General features: G+C 55.3%; 20 protein-coding genes. 10 read left to right on the plus strand and 10 right to left on the minus strand.

Annotation, left to right across the window (positions count from 1 at the left end; all coding sequences use genetic code 11):
- Nucleotides 1-3: 3 nt before the first annotated feature.
- From ACN0YD_RS09955 to ACN0YD_RS09980, 6 genes are read right to left on the minus strand one after another with little or no spacing between them, the layout of a single operon-like run.
- Complete coding sequence (locus ACN0YD_RS09955; protein ID WP_417319335.1) at nt 4-906, minus strand: polyprenyl synthetase family protein; 903 nt, start codon at nt 904-906, stop codon at nt 4-6.
- 38 nt (nt 907-944) lie between these two features.
- On the minus strand, nt 945-1208 hold the full coding sequence (locus tag ACN0YD_RS09960; protein ID WP_417319337.1) for an exodeoxyribonuclease VII small subunit: 264 nt from the start codon (nt 1206-1208) through the stop codon (nt 945-947).
- 42 nt (nt 1209-1250) lie between these two features.
- Nucleotides 1251-2177: a histone deacetylase family protein gene (locus ACN0YD_RS09965; RefSeq protein ID WP_417319339.1), complete on the minus strand. Its 927-nt coding sequence runs from the start codon at nt 2175-2177 to the stop codon at nt 1251-1253.
- 43 nt (nt 2178-2220) lie between these two features.
- Complete coding sequence (locus ACN0YD_RS09970; RefSeq protein ID WP_417319341.1) at nt 2221-3924, minus strand: long-chain-fatty-acid--CoA ligase; 1704 nt, start codon at nt 3922-3924, stop codon at nt 2221-2223.
- Between the two features lie 16 nt (nt 3925-3940).
- The gene (locus tag ACN0YD_RS09975; RefSeq protein WP_417319343.1) at nt 3941-4777 is read right to left on the minus strand and encodes an SDR family oxidoreductase; all 837 of its coding nucleotides are present in this window, start codon (nt 4775-4777) and stop codon (nt 3941-3943) included.
- 60 nt (nt 4778-4837) lie between these two features.
- Nucleotides 4838-6640 carry an acyl-CoA dehydrogenase C-terminal domain-containing protein gene (locus ACN0YD_RS09980; protein ID WP_417319345.1) on the minus strand — a complete coding sequence of 601 codons (1803 nt, stop codon included), beginning with the start codon at nt 6638-6640 and terminating at the stop codon, nt 4838-4840.
- Nucleotides 6641-6840: 200 nt separating this feature from the next.
- On the opposite strand from ACN0YD_RS09980, the gene ACN0YD_RS09985 reads away from it, so the two are divergent.
- Genes ACN0YD_RS09985 through ACN0YD_RS09995 form a run of 3 tightly spaced genes read left to right on the plus strand, consistent with a single transcriptional unit; the run spans nt 6841 to nt 10139 of the window.
- A complete protein-coding gene (locus ACN0YD_RS09985; RefSeq protein ID WP_417319347.1) occupies nt 6841-7821 on the plus strand; it encodes an L-threonylcarbamoyladenylate synthase in 981 nt (326 codons plus the stop codon).
- Nucleotides 7818-9242 (plus strand): FAD-binding oxidoreductase, encoded by a 1425-nt coding sequence (locus tag ACN0YD_RS09990; RefSeq protein WP_417319349.1) that lies wholly within the window; start codon nt 7818-7820, stop codon nt 9240-9242. Before ACN0YD_RS09985 ends, ACN0YD_RS09990 begins: the two co-directional genes overlap by 4 nt.
- Nucleotides 9243-9266: 24 nt before the next feature.
- Nucleotides 9267-10139, plus strand: coding sequence for an alpha/beta fold hydrolase (locus ACN0YD_RS09995; protein ID WP_417319351.1), 873 nt, complete (start codon nt 9267-9269; stop codon nt 10137-10139).
- Between the two features lie 12 nt (nt 10140-10151).
- Here the strand turns inward: ACN0YD_RS09995 and ACN0YD_RS10000 are convergent, their stop codons facing one another.
- Complete coding sequence (locus tag ACN0YD_RS10000) at nt 10152-10916, minus strand: SOS response-associated peptidase (RefSeq protein ID WP_417319353.1); 765 nt, start codon at nt 10914-10916, stop codon at nt 10152-10154.
- A gap of 63 nt (nt 10917-10979) precedes the next feature.
- Between ACN0YD_RS10000 and ACN0YD_RS10005 the strand changes: the two genes are divergently transcribed.
- Genes ACN0YD_RS10005 through ACN0YD_RS10030 form a run of 6 tightly spaced genes read left to right on the plus strand, consistent with a single transcriptional unit; the run spans nt 10980 to nt 14029 of the window.
- Nucleotides 10980-11417, plus strand: a complete 438-nt coding sequence (locus ACN0YD_RS10005; protein ID WP_417319355.1) for an NUDIX hydrolase — start codon at nt 10980-10982, stop codon at nt 11415-11417.
- A 12-nt stretch (nt 11418-11429) separates the two neighbouring features.
- A complete protein-coding gene (locus ACN0YD_RS10010) occupies nt 11430-12587 on the plus strand; it encodes an iron-containing alcohol dehydrogenase (protein WP_417319357.1) in 1158 nt (385 codons plus the stop codon).
- Between the two features lie 19 nt (nt 12588-12606).
- Nucleotides 12607-13053 carry an acyl-CoA thioesterase gene (locus ACN0YD_RS10015; protein ID WP_417319359.1) on the plus strand — a complete coding sequence of 149 codons (447 nt, stop codon included), beginning with the start codon at nt 12607-12609 and terminating at the stop codon, nt 13051-13053.
- Nucleotides 13050-13196: a hypothetical protein gene (locus tag ACN0YD_RS10020; protein ID WP_417319361.1), complete on the plus strand. Its 147-nt coding sequence runs from the start codon at nt 13050-13052 to the stop codon at nt 13194-13196. Before ACN0YD_RS10015 ends, ACN0YD_RS10020 begins: the two co-directional genes overlap by 4 nt.
- Nucleotides 13197-13206: 10 nt before the next feature.
- A complete protein-coding gene (locus tag ACN0YD_RS10025; protein ID WP_417319363.1) occupies nt 13207-13401 on the plus strand; it encodes a DUF2842 domain-containing protein in 195 nt (64 codons plus the stop codon).
- 13 nt (nt 13402-13414) lie between these two features.
- The gene (locus tag ACN0YD_RS10030; RefSeq protein ID WP_417319365.1) at nt 13415-14029 is read left to right on the plus strand and encodes a DUF1134 domain-containing protein; all 615 of its coding nucleotides are present in this window, start codon (nt 13415-13417) and stop codon (nt 14027-14029) included.
- Nucleotides 14030-14038: 9 nt separating this feature from the next.
- Here ACN0YD_RS10030 and ACN0YD_RS10035 read toward each other — a convergent pair whose 3' ends face one another.
- The gene (locus ACN0YD_RS10035; RefSeq protein WP_417319366.1) at nt 14039-14800 is read right to left on the minus strand and encodes a sulfite exporter TauE/SafE family protein; all 762 of its coding nucleotides are present in this window, start codon (nt 14798-14800) and stop codon (nt 14039-14041) included.
- Between the two features lie 10 nt (nt 14801-14810).
- Nucleotides 14811-15584: a peroxide stress protein YaaA gene (yaaA, locus tag ACN0YD_RS10040; RefSeq protein WP_417319367.1), complete on the minus strand. Its 774-nt coding sequence runs from the start codon at nt 15582-15584 to the stop codon at nt 14811-14813.
- Nucleotides 15585-15814: 230 nt separating this feature from the next.
- Between yaaA and ACN0YD_RS10045 the strand changes: the two genes are divergently transcribed.
- On the plus strand, nt 15815-17203 hold the full coding sequence (locus ACN0YD_RS10045; protein ID WP_417319368.1) for an MATE family efflux transporter: 1389 nt from the start codon (nt 15815-15817) through the stop codon (nt 17201-17203).
- On the opposite strand, the gene ACN0YD_RS10050 is transcribed toward ACN0YD_RS10045, so the two are convergent.
- The gene (locus ACN0YD_RS10050; RefSeq protein WP_417319370.1) at nt 17200-17613 is read right to left on the minus strand and encodes a VOC family protein; all 414 of its coding nucleotides are present in this window, start codon (nt 17611-17613) and stop codon (nt 17200-17202) included. The genes ACN0YD_RS10045 and ACN0YD_RS10050 overlap by 4 nt on opposite strands.
- Nucleotides 17614-17616 lie beyond the last annotated feature (3 nt).

The raw sequence follows: 17616 nt of genomic DNA on the forward strand, positions 1-17616 counted from the left end.
CCCCTAACTGGCGCGATGTATAACAAATTGCGCCATGGAGCGCAAAACATCGGCCTTCTCGGCAAAAATTTCAAGATGCTCAATCGCCTGCCGGATCAACATTTCAGCCTGTGTCCGCGCCCTTTCCACGCCCAGGAGCGAAACCAGGGTCGCCTTTCCGGCTTCTTCGTCTTTTCCGGCTGTTTTACCCAGTTCTTCCGAGTCGCCTTCCCTGTCCAGAAGATCGTCCACAATCTGAAAAGCCAGCCCCAGATCATGGGCATACCCCCTGAGCGCATTGCGCCGCCGATCATCCGCCTTGCCAAGGATGGCCCCGGCCTCGCAGGAAAACACGATCAGGGCGCCGGTTTTCATATTCTGCATCCGGGTTATGGCGGACTGATCCAGTTCGCGGTTTTCCGCCGCCAGGTCAAACATCTGTCCCCCGACCATACCATGGGTGCCAAGCGCGCGGGCAAAAGCCGAAATCAAGTCCACCCGGACCCGGGGATCCGCATGTGTCTTCTCATCCGCCAGAATTGCAAAAGCCAGCGTCAGCAATGCATCGCCGGCCAAAACTGCCGTCGCTTCATCAAATTTTTTATGTACCGATGGCTGCCCCCGGCGCATGTCGTCGTCGTCCATGCAGGGCAGATCGTCATGAATCAAGGAGTAGGTATGAGCGCATTCCACCGCCGCAGCCACCTGCAGCGCGGATTGCTCGGACACGCTGAACAGCTTGGCCCCGCTCATAACAAGAAAAGGACGCAGGCGTTTGCCCCCGGCCATCAACGCATATTGCATGGCCTCAACCACCTGCTCCTCAAGGCCATCGGCCTTGGGCAGGACTTTCAGCAAATATTTTTCCAGTAATTCCGCCGTTTCGGCCAGTGCGTTACGGGCAAGGGCTGTGTCTGTACTGTTCATCGGAAAACCTCTTTCTCTATTCCAGAAATGTTGCCGGACTACTCAACGTCCAGAGGTTCCGCCCCGAGTACACCGTTCTGCTGACGGGTTATTTTCTCAATACGTTCGCCCGCATCCTTCAGCTTTGCCTCGCAATGCCGGCGAAGCAGGGTGCCGCGGGTATAGATCTCTATTGAATTCTCCAGGGAGACATCGCCACTTTCCAGATTCTGCACGATCTCTTCCAGCGCCGAGAGCGCATCTTCAAAACTCATGGCCCTGATGTCTTCGGGCAATTCCATTTTTTCAGTGTTGTCCGCCAAGTTTAACTCCTGTTGTCAGACTTCTGTTCCGCGCAAGCTGTCTCACTGATCCATCAGGGCAGAGACATGGGCCGCAGCGGATTCTCCCAGAACGGACAGGTTATACCCCCCTTCAAGACAGGATACAAGCCGCCCCTGACAATATTCCCGGGCAATTCCCTTCAGTTCCCGGGTGACCCAGTAAAAGTCATCTTCTACCAGTTTCATATCCGCCAGAGGGTCCATCACGTGACCGTCAAATCCCGCTGAAATGAACATAAAGTCAGGCTTGAAATCATGCAGTGCCGGAAAAATTCTTTCCTCATAGGCCCGCCGGAATGCCTCCGATCCGCTGCCGGCCGCCAGGGGCGCATTGACAATCACCCCGAGCCCGTCATCCTGCATATGCCCGGTACCCGGATAGAGTGGCGACTGGTGGGAAGAGGCATAAAGCATTCCCTTTGTCCGCTGCGTCACGGTCTGGGTACCGTTGCCGTGATGAACGTCAAAATCAATCACCGCCACCCGATGCTGGAAATGACTTCTATGGGCATAAATGGCAGCAATAGCCACCGAATTAAACAGGCAAAAACCCATTGCCTGATTGGGTTCCGCATGATGCCCGGGAGGACGGATGGCGCAAAAAGCATTCTCGATTTCACCGGCCATCACCCTGTCCACCGCGTCGCAAGCACCGCCCACGGCCCTCAGCGCTGCCGTCAGGCTTCCAGGAGACATGCTTGTATCCGGGTCAAGCATGGCCCGGCCCTCTTCGGGGTCGCTGGCAAAGATATGATCCACATAGGCTTTGGTGTGTACAAGCTCAAGCTTGTCACGCTCCGCCAGCGGAGCATCAAATCTTTTAAGGGAGGAAAATCTGTCCGCTTCCAGAGCCGCAAGGATGACGTTCAGGCGATCCACACACTCCGGATGCCCGGCCGGCATTTCATGGTCCAGAAAATCAATATGAAAAAATAACCCCGTCGACATAAAGTACTTTCCCGTCTGGCCCTTCGCAGAGCCGGCGGGTATATTATCCCGCCCGCTGTTGCTTGCGGGCCTCATATTTGGCTTTTTCCTCCGCCACAAGCTCCTTCTTGGACAATTTGCCGATCATTGTCTTGGGCAATTCGTCCCGGAATTCGATGGCTGAAGGCATTTCATGTTTGCCGAGACGCTCCTTAAGGAACGCCAGCAGCTTCTCCTGCGTCAGATTTTCATCCGGATGCACCAATGTTACAAAAGCCTTCGGCGTTTCGCCACGATAATCGTCAGGAATACCGATCACCGTCACTTCCTTGACCGCAGGGTGTTCCATGATGGCTTCCTCCACCACGCGGGGGAAGACATTAAATCCACCCACCAGGATCAGATCCTTGTCCCGGTCAATGATATAGGTATAGCCGTCTTCCGCCATATAGCCCACATCGCCGGTCCTGAGCAGATCACCATTGAGAAGCACCTCAGCGGTTGCTTCCGGACGGTTCCAGTAGCCCTTCATCACCTGGGGCCCGCGCACGCAGATCTCCCCGGGCTCTCCCACCGGCATGATTCTGGACGAATCCTCGCGGTCGACAATGACAATTTCGGTCCCCGGCAGCGGCAGGCCGATGGAACCGATCACACTGTCCTGATCATAGCGGTTGGAACAGACCACCGGCGAAGCCTCGGTCAGGCCATATCCTTCAGTTACCGTCACACCCATTTTTTCCTTGAATGCCTTGGCCAGATCCATAGGCAGGGGCGCCCCGCCGCTCATGGTGTTTTTCACCCGGTCGAGACCGATATCCCTGCCCCCGTTGTAATTGAGTATGGCGGTATACATGGTGGGCACGCCGGCAAACATGGTCGGCCGCTCCCGGCGCATTAGTTTTATCGCTTCCTCAAGCTCGAACTTGGGCAGGATCGGTATCCGGGCCCCGACCCTGAGGCTCAGGACCATCACTACAGTCATGGCAAAGACATGGAAAAACGGCAAAAACCCGGGAAGGACCTCCTTGCCATATTCCAGGTTATGGGTCCATTCCACCATCTGCTCCACATTTTTGAGGATATTGGAATGGGTCAGCATGGCCCCTTTTGGCACACCTGTTGTCCCGCCGGTATACTGCAGCACTGCTACATCTTCATCCGGATTGATTTCCACCGGCACACGTGGCGTGCGACAGTTCACAAGATCGGCAAAATCCACATGATAACCATCGCGGGCCACACGGGATATCGTGCTCCTTTTAAACAGTTTGAACAAAAGGTTCTTCGGGAAAGGAAGGGCCCAGTCGAACCGGCTCACCACAAGTTTTTTCAACCGGCTCTGTTCAGTAACCTTGCGGATCTGCGGATAGAGAGCAGCCAGATCAAGGGTCACCATGATATCGGTTTCTGAATCCTCCACCTGCTGGGTCAGTTCCGGCACCGAATAGAGCGGGCTGTAATTGACCACCGTGCCCCCGGCCTTGAGGATCGCAAAATAGGTGATCACAAACTGCGGGCAATTGGGCATGAAGATACCCACATGAACCCCCTTGGTGACGCCGAGTGACTGCAAACCGGCAGCCATACGATCAATCATTTCCCCCAGTTCCCCGTATGTGATTTCCCGGCCAAGAAACTCTAGAGCCACCCCGTCGCTGAAAGACGCAACGGAGTCATCAATCACCTTGTACAGAGGAGCGCCCTCGATTTCTTTACGCCAGTCCGCATGGGGCGGATAGCTTTTCAACCAGAGTTGTTCAGACATACTGTTCACCTGCCCCCTACTCACTTACCGGATCGACAAAAAAGTCCGGCAACAATGTCGCCGCCGGATCAATCGCATAGGGGGTCAGATCAGTAATACCCTCTGATGCCAGCACCTCGTCATCCACATAGAAATTTCCTGTAAAGTCCCTGCTGTTGCGGGTCAGGACAATATGTGCCGCATCAGCCATGATTTCCGGCTTGCGGCTGCCCCGAACGGCCGCATCCCCGCCCAGCAGGTTTTTAACAGCGGCCGTGGCAATGGCCGTCCGCGGCCACAGGGCATTAAAGGCAATGCCGTCCCTTTTGAATTCCTCGGCCATACCCAGCACACACATGCTCATACCGAATTTTGCCATGGTATAGGCCACATGCCCCGAAAACCATTTGGCCTCCATATTCAGCGGCGGTGACAGGTTGAGTACCTGGGGATTTTCCGCCTTTTTCAGATGGGGAATACAGGCCTTGGACACCATAAAGGTTCCGCGGGTATTAATCTGGTGCATCAGGTCATAGCGCTTCATGTCCGTCTGCAGCGTGGGGGTGAGTGAAATGGCGCTGGCGTTATTGATCAGAATATCGATACCGCCAAAGGTCTCGACCGTTTTCGCCACAGCGTCATGGACCAGTTCCTCATCCCGGATATCCACCGCCAGAGGCAGCGCCTTGCCGCCTGCCTTCTCTATTTCCTCGGCGGCCGTATAGATGGTCCCTTCCAGTTTGGGATGTGGCTCCGTGGATTTGGCGGCAATGGTTACATTGGCCCCGTCGGCGGCAGCCCGCCTGGCGATCGCCAAACCGATCCCGCGGCTTCCGCCGGTAATAAAAAGCGTCTTTCCCTGCAAATCTCCCACTGCTCTACTCCCGTTATATCGTCGTTTCTGTTGTATTGTCTGTATATCCCCTGAATGCGATTATAGCGCCATATGGTCTTCCTCTATAGCATAAAAAAGGCTATCTCCGGCTGTAATCATATCCCCGAGCCCGAACGCTGTCGGCAACATCTGTTCACCGTAAAAGCGGGCTGTGGCAATCTTGGCCCTGAGAAAATCCTCTTCCCCGTTACCTTTCCCGCTTTCCAGCATGGCCTGGGCGGCCACAGCGGCCTTCGCCATCAGATAACCACCGGTTACCATGCTGACCAGCCTGAGGAATGGTACGGAACCGGCCGCTACATCACGCATGTTCTGACTTTGCCGTGTGAACAGCCATTCCGCCGCCTCCAGACAGTCTGTCGTCAAACGTGACAAATTCTCCCGGAACCGGGCAAGTTCGCCAATCTCCGGTATGGCCGCAATGAAGTCACTGATCACGCCCAGCAGGGAGCGCCAGTGTTCACCGCCGTCCATGGCCAGCTTGCGGCCAACCAGGTCCATCGCCTGAATACCGTTGGTGCCTTCATAAATGGGGTGAATGCGGGCATCACGAAGGACCTGGGCAACGCCGGTTTCCTCGATATATCCCATGCCGCCGAAAACCTGCACGGCAAGGGAGGCATTTTCCACACCGATATCGGTGCCATAAGCCTTGCTGACCGGGGTCAGCAGGTCGGCAAGACCCCGGTATTTACGGCGTGTCTCCTCATCCTGATGATGACGCCCAAGATCAATGGCCAGGGCGTTGAGATAAATGATCGCCCGCACGGCCTCGTTGGTAGACTTGATAGTCATCAACATGCGGCGTACATCAGCATGCTCAATGATTGGGCTTTTGCCCTCTCCTGTGGCGCCGATGGCCCGGCCCTGACGACGTTCCTTTGCATAGTCCAGCGCCATCTGCCAGCCCCGTTCCGAGGCACACAGGCCGAGAATACCCACATTGAGCCGGGCATTATTCATCATGGTGAACATGGACTTCATGCCCTGGTTCTCTCCGCCAATCAGATATCCCACACAATTGCCGTTGTCCCCGTAGGACATGACACAGGTCGGGCTGGCGTGGATGCCCATTTTATGTTCCAGCGAAACTGCCCTAAGGTCGTTTCTTTCACCCAGAGTACCATCTTCGTTGATCAGATATTTTGGGACAATAAACAAGCTTATCCCCTTGGTCCCTTCCGGCGCACCGGGCAGGCGCGCCAACACGAGATGGATGATATTTTCCGCCATGTCGTGCTCGCCCCAACTGATAAAGATCTTCTGGCCCGAAATTCTGTAGGTGCCGTCCGGCATTTCCTCAGCCTTTGTGCGCAAAGCCCCCACATCGGAACCGGCCTGTGGTTCGGTCAGGTTCATGGTGCCGGTCCATTCGCCAGACACAAGCTTTTCCAAATAGATTTTCTGCTGCTCACCCGTACCGTGGGCCTCGATGGCCTCCATGGCTCCCTGCCCCAGAATCGGACAGAGAGAGAATGCTGCATTGGCAGTTCCCATCATTTCCTGAACCGCTGTGCCCAGAACCTGCGGCATGCCCTGCCCGCCAAACTCCAATGAACCGCAGATACCATTCCAGCCGTTCTCGACAAAGGCCTGATAGGCTTCCTTGAAACCGTCCGGCGTCCTTACCCCGTCACCCTCCAGAACGCTGCCCTGTTTGTCACCGACCGCATAGAGAGGAGAAAGTTTTTCAGAGGCGAATCTGCCGCTTTCCTCCAGCACCGCCTGGACAATATCTTCACTCACCTCCTGAAAAGGCTCCAGCTGGACAAGCTCCGCCATATCAACGATATGATCCAGAACAAAACGAATTTCCCTGATCGGGGCAACATACTCTGCCAACGCTAATTCTCCTCGATGATGTCTGATTGTTGTTTGACGCCTATGGCACTGTTATCCTGTTCGTGATAAGAACCCTGTGCAGTGGTATTGTTATTTTTATTGAGGCAATATTCAAACAATCGTTTGAAAAGCAATTTACATGACTCGTTCATTTGAAACAAGTGTTTTAAGTGATCATCAGGCCGGACGTCCGAACAGAAATGGAATACAGGAATATTTTCAACGCCAGTTCCGTGAATTATACCCTCGCCGCGAAATATCTGCGCCAGGGCAAACTGGTCTCTTTTCCCACTGAAACGGTCTATGGACTCGGTGCTGACGCCTGTAACGGACAGGCCGTAGCTGCCATTTTCGCCACCAAGGAACGACCGCAATTCAATCCGTTGATTGTTCATGTGCCCGACCTGGAAACAGCGGACAACTATGTGAATTTTGACGAGACCTCGCGCCGGCTGGCGGAAAAATTCTGGCCGGGGCCCTTTACGCTTGTCCTGCCCAGGAAGGAAAACTGCCGCCTGAGCCCGCTAGTCTCGGCCGGGCTGGAAACGGTTGCCATCCGCGTTCCCCGTCATCCCGTGGCGCAGGTGCTGCTGGCCGTCTTCGAGGGCCCCATTGCTGCGCCCAGCGCCAATAAGTCGGGACGTATCAGCCCGACCACAGCCGAACATGTCGCCCGGGAATTCACCAGCGAGGAAGTCCCCCTGATCCTGGATGGCGGGCCCTGCGAAGAGGGACTGGAATCCACCATTGTCCAGGTTTCCGGGCAGGAAGTTCTGTTGCTCAGGCCCGGCACGATCACGCCACGGGAAATTGAACTGGTTTCCGGGCTGGCAGTACGGCATGTGGAGAATGCGGACAATCCGGTGGCCCCCGGACAGCTCAGGAGTCACTATGCCCCCAATGCCCGCCTGAGGCTCAATGCCGCCCATGCGGAACCCGGCGAGGCACTGCTGGCCTTCGGACGGGCGGTGCCTGACGACGGCGTTGTCATGCGCAACCTGAGCCCGGACGGCAGCCTGACTGAAGCTGCCGCCAATCTTTTTTCCCTGCTCAGGGAACTGGATGACACCGGTGTGGCAACGATCGCCGTCATGCCGATCCCCCGGCAGGGGCTGGGTCTTGCCATCAACGACCGGCTGCAGCGCGCGGCAGCCCCCAGACCCGAAAGTGACGAAAAATGACCGGACCTCTCGAAAAGCATCTGGAAAAGTTAAAGGAGATTGCCGGCCCCCGGGGCTGGTCGGATGATCCTGAGGTCCTGGCGCCCCACCTGGTAGAATGGCGTGATCTCTATAAGGGCAGAACACCCCTCCTGCTTCTCCCGGATAGTACCGACAAAGTGGCCCAACTTGTTCGCTACTGCCATGACAACGGGCTGCCCCTGGTGCCCCAGGGTGGCAATACCGGCCTTGTAGGCGGCGGCATTCCCGATGAAAGCGGCAATGAAGTCCTCATAAGCCTGAAACGGTTGAACAAGGTGCGCCTCAGGGACCCGCTGAATCAGACCATTACCGTCGAAGCCGGGGTGATCCTCAATGAACTTCAGGCCATAGCCGAGGAAATGGACCTCTATTTCCCGCTCAGCCTCGCCTCGGAAGGCAGCTGCCAGATCGGCGGCAATATTTCCAGCAATGCGGGCGGCGTGGGTGTGCTGAAATACGGCAACACCCGCGATCTGGTCCTTGGCCTGGAAGTGGTTTTGCCGGACGGGCAAATCTGGGACGGCCTGACCGGATTGCGCAAGGACAATACGGGCTATGATCTGAAACAGCTTTTCATTGGGGCGGAAGGCACACTCGGCATCATCACCGCCGCCACCCTGAAGCTTTATCCCCGGCCGCTTAACCGGCAGACGGCGCTTCTGGCCATTCCTTCTCCGCAGGCCGCCATTGAGCTTCTGACCCTGGCCCGGAAAATGAGCGGCGATCTGGTCACCGCCTTCGAAATCATTCCCCGCATCGGCCTTGATTTCCTGATAAAACATATGGACGCCACGGACCCGATGAAAGCTGCATACGACTGGTACATCCTGATGGAATGCTCCTCATCGCTCGACCGAAATCATCTGGATATGGAAAGCCTGTTCCAGCAGATCCTGGAAACCGCCATGGAACAGGAGCTTGTCCCTGACGGGGTCATCGCCAGCAACGAGCAGCAGCGCGACAGCCTGTGGTCACTGCGGGAGAACCTGTCGGAAGTACAGAAATTCGAGGGCGGCAGCATCAAGCATGATATAGCTGTGCCTGTTTCAAAAATTCCCCAGTTTCTCGACAGGGCCTGCACCGCCGTACAAAAGGCGATCCCTGGCATCCGGCCCGTCCCCTTTGGCCATATCGGTGACGGCAATATCCATTTCAACCTGACCCAGCCTGAAGGCGCCGACAAGGCCGCCTATCTGGCTCGCTGGGAAGAAATCAACAAGATCGTTCATGACATCGTACAGGAACTGGGCGGCAGCATCAGCGCCGAGCATGGTATCGGTCGCCTCAAGGTAGAGGAACTGACCCGCTACAAGTCACCGCTTGCCCTTGACCTTATGCGCAAACTGAAAAGGACGCTGGACCCGGCAAACATCATGAACCCGGGACGCATAGTGAAGTAACCCCAATCCAGAGGCAGTACGGATATGAGTGAGAAGAACTACAGGGAAGACCGTTACACGTCGCGGGACGGGCTCAGCCTTTATTACCGTGTGTATGAGAACGGCGGAAGCCATAAAACACCGTTACTCTGCATCCATGGTATCACCCGGAACTCCAAGGATTTTGAAGACTTTGCCAATCTGATGCAAAAGCAATATCCGGTCGTCAGCATGGACGTTCGCGGCCGGGGACGGTCCGATATTGATCCGGAATATCACAATTACCAGATCCCCACCTATGTGGCCGACATGTTCGAACTGATGGATTATGTGGAAATTCCCGAGGCCGTTGTGGTCGGCACCTCTATGGGCGGGCTCGTCGGCATGGCTATGGGGGCGGTTCAGCCGGATCGCGTCAAGGCCATCGTCTTGAATGATGTCGGGCCGGTCATTGAGCAAGCCGGAATTGACCGTATCTGGGCCTATGTGGGCAAAACCGCCACTGTGCGAAGCTGGAACCAGGCGGCCAATATCCTGAAAACCATGAATGAAGCGAACTTTTCCGACTATACACAGGAAGACTGGCTGAGGTTTGCCGAAAATACCTTCAGGCAGCAGGATGACGGCACCCTTATAGCAGACTATGATCCACATGTTGGCACTGCGGTCCGGGAAAGTCAGGAATCCGCCGTTCCCGTGGATATGTGGCCGCTGTTCCAAAGTCTTGCAGAAATCCCCATTCTTTGTCTGCGCGGGGAAATGAGCGATATCCTGTCCGCCGAGACCCTGAAAAAAATGGGCGAGCTTCACCCCAAGTTCACTGGTGTCACCATCCAGAAACGGGGGCACACACCTGATCTCCGCGAACAACAGAGCATCGCTGCCATCGAGACCTTCCTCGACAGGATCGGCATCTAGAACAGGCCAAACTTAAAATAATCCATATTGGCCCTTGCCATCCTCTTCCGGGCCGGTTGCCGGTTTACGGCAATCGGGCCCGTCATGGCGGGCGCTGTTCACATAGGGCGAAACCCGATAATAATCGAATTGCTCCTCCAGCGCCGTGGAGAGTTTGTCGAAGATATGCCGGTCCGGCGGATCGGACGGCCTGAGCCACAGGTCATACTCGTCCGGATGGGGAATGACCGGCATGCGGTTGTGAAGCTCCCGAATCTTTCCGCGGGCCGGTTTGGTCACGATACTGACCGTTTCCAGCCAGTCGTCCCCGTGCGGCCCCATCCAGATTTCCCATATCCCGGCAAAGGCGAAGGGCGCATGGTCCGGCAAACAGATATGATAGGGGACCGGAGATGTTCCGCTGCGTTTCCATTCATAGAAACCATCCGCCGGGAGCAGACAGCGTCGACGCCGAAAGGGACTGCGGAACGACGGTTTGTCGGCAACGGTTTCGCTTCGCGCATTGATCAGCGGCTTTCCCTTCTGCAGTTCCTTTGCCCAGCCCGGCACCAGCCCCCATCGCATCAGGGCCACCTCTTTCGGCGGCAGCGGCTGGTCCGGCAGGATCGCCTGATCCCTGTCCGAGCCGGAAAGACGGATCACCGGTACCGGTTGCAGTGGCGCGATGTTAAAACGGGACGGCACCGGGAATTTGTTCTCGTCTTGCCCGGGCGGAAACCCGAGAAACTCGAGAAATCTTTTATAGGCATCACGGGCCAGGGAATATCTGCCGCACATGAATTATCCTTGCCAAACAGGTGATTATTTCCAATAGTCCCAGAATAGGAGGAGTAACACCGAATGAAAAGGGATTATCCGGAAAGACCTATTGTCGCCGTCGGCGTTGTGGTCTTCAGGAATGACGAAGTTCTGCTAATCCGGCGTTCCAAGCCACCCAAGCTGGACCAGTGGTCGATCCCCGGCGGGGCCCAGGATGTGGGCGAGCCGTTGGAAGAGACGGCGGTGCGGGAGGTGCTGGAAGAAACAGGAATCCGGTTCACCGGCCTGAAGCTCGTGGATGCCCTGGATTTCATCGACCGGGACGATGAAGACCGCATCCGGCACCATTATACACTGATTGACTATACCGCCCGATATGAAGGCGGGGAAATCAGAGCCGGAGACGACGCCATCGATGCCCGCTGGGTTCCTCTTTCCGAGCTTTCGGCCTATAATCTCTGGGATGACACCACCGACATCATCGCCAAAGCATATGCTCTTATTCGAGAGCGCAGCTAAACAAGGAAAATCATGAGCAGTTTTCAGTTTGATACGGCAAAATTAATCATCAGTGAACCGGGAGCGGTCAAGTCACTCCCCGATCTTTGCAGAAAACTCGGCATTGGCAAACCACTTGTGGTCTGCGACCAAGGCATCGTCCAGGCCGGACTTCTTGCAACCCTGGAGAAGGTTTTTGACTCTGCCGGCCTGGAACCGCTGGTCTTTGCCGACGTGGTTGCCGACCCGCCGGAAGATATCGTGGAAAGTTGCGCCCTTCTGGCCCGGCAGGAAAACACCGACGGCGTAATTGGTTTCGGGGGCGGGAGTTCGATGGATGTGGCCAAGCTGGTCGCCCTTATGGCCCGCTCCGATGAAAGACTTGCGGATATTTACGGCGTCGACCTGGTCAAGGGACAACGCTTGCCGCTAATCCAGATCCCGACAACCGCCGGCACCGGTTCCGAAGTCACCGCCGTTGCTGTTGTTACGACCGGCGAAACCACCAAAGCCGGTGTCGTCTCCACTGTTCTGCTGCCTGATGTGGCCCTGCTGGACGGGGAGCTGACCACAGGATTGCCTCCCTTCGTCACTGCCAGCACGGGCATTGACGCCATGGTGCATGCCATCGAGGCCTACACCAGCAAAATCAAGAAAAATATCTATTCGGACATGCTGGCGCGCAGGGCGTTACAGCTTATGGCCGCCAACATTCAGACCGCCTTCAGCAGGGGCAGTGACATCGACGCCCGCCAGGCCATGCTTGTTGGCGCTTGCCTTGCCGGACAGGCCTTCGCCAATGCACCGGTTGCCGCCGTTCATGCACTCGCTTACCCGCTCGGCGGCCACTATCATATTCCCCACGGGCTCAGCAACTCCCTGGTCCTGCCCCAGGTACTGCGGTTCAACAGGGAACTCGCCGCCGATCTGTATGCCGAACTCCATGACCTTCTTCTTCCCCTGCCCGCCAATCTCATGAGCGACAAGGAAAAAACCGACCGCCTGATCAACTGGCTGGAAGAACTTATTGCCGAATTGTCGCTGCCCGCCACCCTCAAGGAAGCCAATGTACCGGAAGAAGATCTGCCGATGCTAGTCCGGGACGCCATGCTTCAGCAAAGACTCCTGATCAACAACCCGCGCGAAGTCACGGAACAGGATGCCCTGGAAATTTATCAGGCCGCCTATTAGAGTTAGTAGAGGAAGTTAAATGGAAGTACCGTCACCCGAACAAAAAAGCAGCTACAAATGGTTCATGCCTGTCCCCACCAGATGGATGGACAACGATATCTTCGGCCATGTCAACAACGTTAATTACTATTCCTATTTCGACACCGTAGCCAACAGTTTCCTGATCCGCGAGGGAGGATTTGACATCCATAACGCCGAAGTGATCGGCTATGTGGTTCATTCCCAGTGTAACTACCTCAGGGGCATTACCTTCCCCGACCAGCTCAATGGCGGTTTCCGGGCCCTGAAGCTGGGCAACAGCTCAGTTACCTATGGCATCGGCATTTTCCGCGAGGAAGAAGACAGTGCCAGCGCCCATGGCACCTTTACCCATGTATTTGTCGACCGGAAAACAGAACGGCCCACCCCGATCCCGGCCTCTATCCGCGTAGCACTGGAACGGGTCCTGTCGGGAAAAGGCGAATGACAGGTACGCCGAAATCACAGAAATTTTTCGGCTCTCTAAAAGTCCATTTGCGGCTGATGGTTATTGCCACATTTTTCGGCCTGACCGCTTATGGCATCATTCATCTGCTGATCTGGCTGTTCAAGCTTGTCGATTTAATGTAGGGTCCCGTTCATGTATCCGTCCTTTAAAAAATTTGCCGGCATCATGGTCATTCTCTTTGGCCTCGCCCTCTATGCCCTTCTCGCCACACGCCTCATTGAAGCCGTTTTTGCGGACCATATTGTGTTGCAGTTGATCTGCTACCTTATTGCAGGTATCGTCTGGATATTTCCAGCATACTGGGTACTCAAGAAAACAAGCACATGACACAGGGGAAAAAATGTCCAAGCTCTTGAAATCCTTTCTTATTATCGGCACCATGTTACTTACTGCCTGCGCCAGCAGCGGCCAGGGGGACGAGCCCGTCGACGGCAGCAAATACCGCCAGAACCAGGACGGTACCAACTACGCAAATACCTATGACGAAAAGAGCATCATGAATGCGGCCTCGGACTTCCTTGGCGGCGGCTCGGAGGCCCTTGCCAAACTGATTGAGAAAGCCTTTAAAGACAATGGCGAACCCAATGGTTACATCATCGGTACGGAAGGCAGCGGCGCGTTGGTTGTCGGCCTCAGATATGGCGACGGCACCCTGTCCCACAAGATCGAGGGCGACAGCCGCATCTACTGGAAAGGCCCCTCTATCGGCCTGGATGTGGGGGGTAATGCCTCACGGGTTTTCGCTCTTGTCTACAATCTGCATGACGTTCAGGAAATCTATCAGCGCTTTCCCGCGGTGGAAGGTAGTTTCTATTATATTGGCGGGCTTGGAATGAACTACCAGCAGCGCGGCGACATCATTATCGCCCCGATCAGGGTCGGTGTCGGCCTGCGCGCCGGCGTCAATATGGGGTATATGCATATGACTCCAGACCGGGACTGGATACCCTTCTAGTCTAAAGCATTACAGCAGGGCCGCAAGGCCCTCCACTGTCAGCTTCAAGCCCACCAGAAACAACACCCCGTAAAAGAAAATATAGAACATCCTGTCGGAAGCATGGTGATGAAGCCAGGCGCCGATCCAGATGCCCAGCGGCGCCAGGGGCAAAAGGATCAGGGAAGTGGTCAGGTTCCCGACCGACAACTGGCCAAGCCAGGCATAGGGGATCATTTTTGTGTAATTGACCACTGTGAAGAAAACCACGGAAGTCCCCACCAACAGGGTCTTGTTCATTTTCAGGGGCAGCAGGTAAAGTGCCACTGGCGGCCCTCCCGCATGGGCGACAAAACTGACAAAACCCGCCAGCATACCGAAAAACCCACCCTTGGCCACATTATGATCCTTCGCCTCCAGTTCGATTTTTCGCAACTTGCCGAACCAGAAATTCAGGACAAAATAGAGCGCCATCACCCCGACAATCAGGCGCAGCATATCAACGCTCATCAGGTGAAAGGTCAGCGTTCCGATCCCGATGCCGATCAGGGCGCCGGGAATCATTATTTTCAGGCTGGTGGCGTCCCATTGCCGCCGGTATTGCCACAACGCCAGCAGGTCCATAGCGCACAGGATCGGCAGCATAATGGCCGCCGCCTGCCGCGGATCTATCAGTACCGCCATCATCGGCACAGTGATACTGCCCAGTCCGTTGGCAAAACCGCCCTTGGATATCCCTGTCAGCAGAACCAGCGGCACTGCCAGAAGGAAAAACCAGAAGCTATCGACCATGGAGGCGGCCTTACCCGGTTACTTTATGAAATTCAAAGGTCTCGTGGTCAGACAGGCTCGGCTGGAATTTATAGCCGTCCATATCAAATTTTTTCAGTTTCTCCGGATCCTCGATCCGGTTCTGGATGATATAGCGTGCCATCATGCCCCGGGCCCGTTTGGCCATCATGCCCAGCGAACGGGCGTGACCGTCCTTGACCTGTTTGAAGACCGGGGTAATGACCCGGGCGTTCAACATCTTCTGATTGACTGCCTTGAAATATTCGTTGGAGGCGCAATTGACAAGAACCGGTTCCTTTTCACCCGCCAAGGCGTCGTTAACCCCTTCGGCCAGCCTATCGCCCCAGAATTCATACAGGTTGCGGCCCCGGGGATTCTGTAAACGGCTGCCCATCTCCAGACGGTAGGCCTGTATCAGGTCCAGCGGGCGAAGAAGCCCGTAGAGGCCAGAGAGAATTCGCAAATGATCCTGGGCATATTCAAGATCCTCATCGCTTAGGCTTTCCGCATCAAGCCCCACATAAGTGTCCCCCTTGAAGGCACGGATCGCCGGGCGGGAATTGGCCGGTGTAAAGGGAGTAGAGAAATCATGAAACCGCTGATAGTTGAGATCGGCCAGCTGGTCACTGATTTTCATCAGCCCGGCAATATCCGACCGGGTCAGCTTGCGGGCCGTCTCGACCAGTTCCTCGCTATCGTTCAGATAGGCCGGTTCTGACCATTCTTTTACATTTACGTCAGTTTCGTAGTCCAGTTTCTTGGCGGGTGAAACGATGACCAGCATGCCCTGCTCCAATTCCTGTAATTCTTCAAATAAATGATTTAATCCCTTATATAGACAAACTTTGGGAAATTAAACCTTCCATGTACCGGCTTTTTTTATACCTTCCACTTCCGGCCTCTTGAAGAAACTACGCTTGTTCACCACTTAGTGAGTGGCTATCTGATGAAAAGCATGCTTTTATCCTGCCAGGGGCGTCTCAGGACGATATAAGACGCCGGAAAACGAGCAGAATGACAGAAACAAAAACTTCCAGACGACCGCATCGTGATCTCACCACGGGGGCGATCCCAAGACATCTCTACAATATGACCATGCCGCTGGTGGTGGGGCTGCTGGCCAATATGGCTTTTGGTCTGGTGGACCTTTATTTTGTCGGCATGCTGGGTGATGATGAACTTGCCGCCATGGGATATGTGACCAGCGTCACCATGTTGCTGATTTCCGCCTCAATCGGGCTCAGCGCCGGCACCTCGTCTGTGCTTGCCCGGGCCTTCGGGCGCGGGGATCACGACGCCATTGTCCGGCTCTCCACCTGCAGCTTCTATCTGACTCTGCTTATTTCCGTTGTCATGAGCCTGATCGGGCTCGTCACCATTGACCCGTTGTTCACCCTGATCGGTGCCAATGCGAAAATCCTGCCCCTGATCCGGGACTATATCGTGATCTGGTATATCTCGAGTATTTTTGTCATTGCCCCCATTGTGGGAATGGCCGCCATGAGAGCCATGGGCGACACCATGATGCAGACCAAGATCAACATTGCCGCCGCCCTCGCCAATGTGATCCTTGATCCAATTTTCATCTTTGGCCTGTTCGGCTTTCCCCGTCTGGAAATTGAAGGGGCGGCTCTTGCCACCGCCATCGCCCGGGGCGGCGTATTTTTCGCTATCTATGGACTGCTCTACTATCGCTTCGAAGCCCTTGAATTCTCGAAGGCTGTATTGAGCTCCTTCAAGTCCTCAGCCCGCAGCATACTTCATGTCGCGGTTCCGGCCGCCGCCACAAACATGATTATTCCTGCCGGTAATGTGGTTCTTATCGGCATTATTTCCGACTATGGACAAAAAGCGGTGGCCGCCACCAATGTGGCCGTCCGCATCGAATCCGTATGTCTGGTTTTTTTCTTCTCGTTGTCTGCTGTAATCGGGCCGGTGGTGGGACAGAACCTGAGCGCGCGCCGGTTCGACCGCATCGAGGAAGCCCTGAAGACCTGTATGGCATTCTGTCTTGCCTGGGGAGCACTCTTGGCGATTACGATTGCCCTGCTCGCCGGTTTCCTGGCCGGGCAGTTCAGTGATGATCCCTATATCATCGAAAAGGCCGTCGCCTATCTTTATATAATTCCCGTCTCCTACGGTGCTTACGGCTTTGTCATGTCCGCCAATGCCTCCTTCAACGGTATCGGCAAACCCCTGCCCGGTGTCATCGTCAGCACCATGCGCACCGTTGTTCTGCCCCTGCCGGTCATCTATTTCGCATCGTTTTATTATGACCTGCCGGTGATTTACGCCATTACCAGCGCCAGCAATATTATTGCCGGGGCCCTGTCCTTTTTCTGGGTCATGAAGACAGTCAGGGAGATGCGGCCGGAAGCGGAACCGCTGCTGCAGAACTCCTAGGTACTGCTGCCCTCATCTCGCTCCAGCACAGTTTTCAAAGGCGGCTGCCAGAGCTCGATCCTGTGACCTTCCGGATCCAGTAGCCAGGCAAACTTGCCGTAGAATTCATCCACCCGGTCCGGGAGGATTTCCACCCCTTCAGCTTCCAGCTCCGCCACGACCCGGTCAAGATCGTCAACCCGGAAATTGAACATAAAATCGTGATCTGGTCCGCAGTAATCCGTATCATTTGGAAACATGGAAAACAGGAGATAAGCTTCCTTTGGATTGTCGGTATCTTCATGAACAGGGAATTTGACGCTGTCATATTCGTCGAATTCAAAGCCCAGATGGCGGCTGTACCATTCTTTCAGCTTTTCCCGGTCTCTGGTCTTGAAAAAGAAACCTCCGGGCCCGATAATGCGCTTCATGAC

It is taken from the genome of Emcibacter sp., assembly GCF_048269205.1.
GTDB lineage: Bacteria > Pseudomonadota > Alphaproteobacteria > Sphingomonadales > Emcibacteraceae > Emcibacter.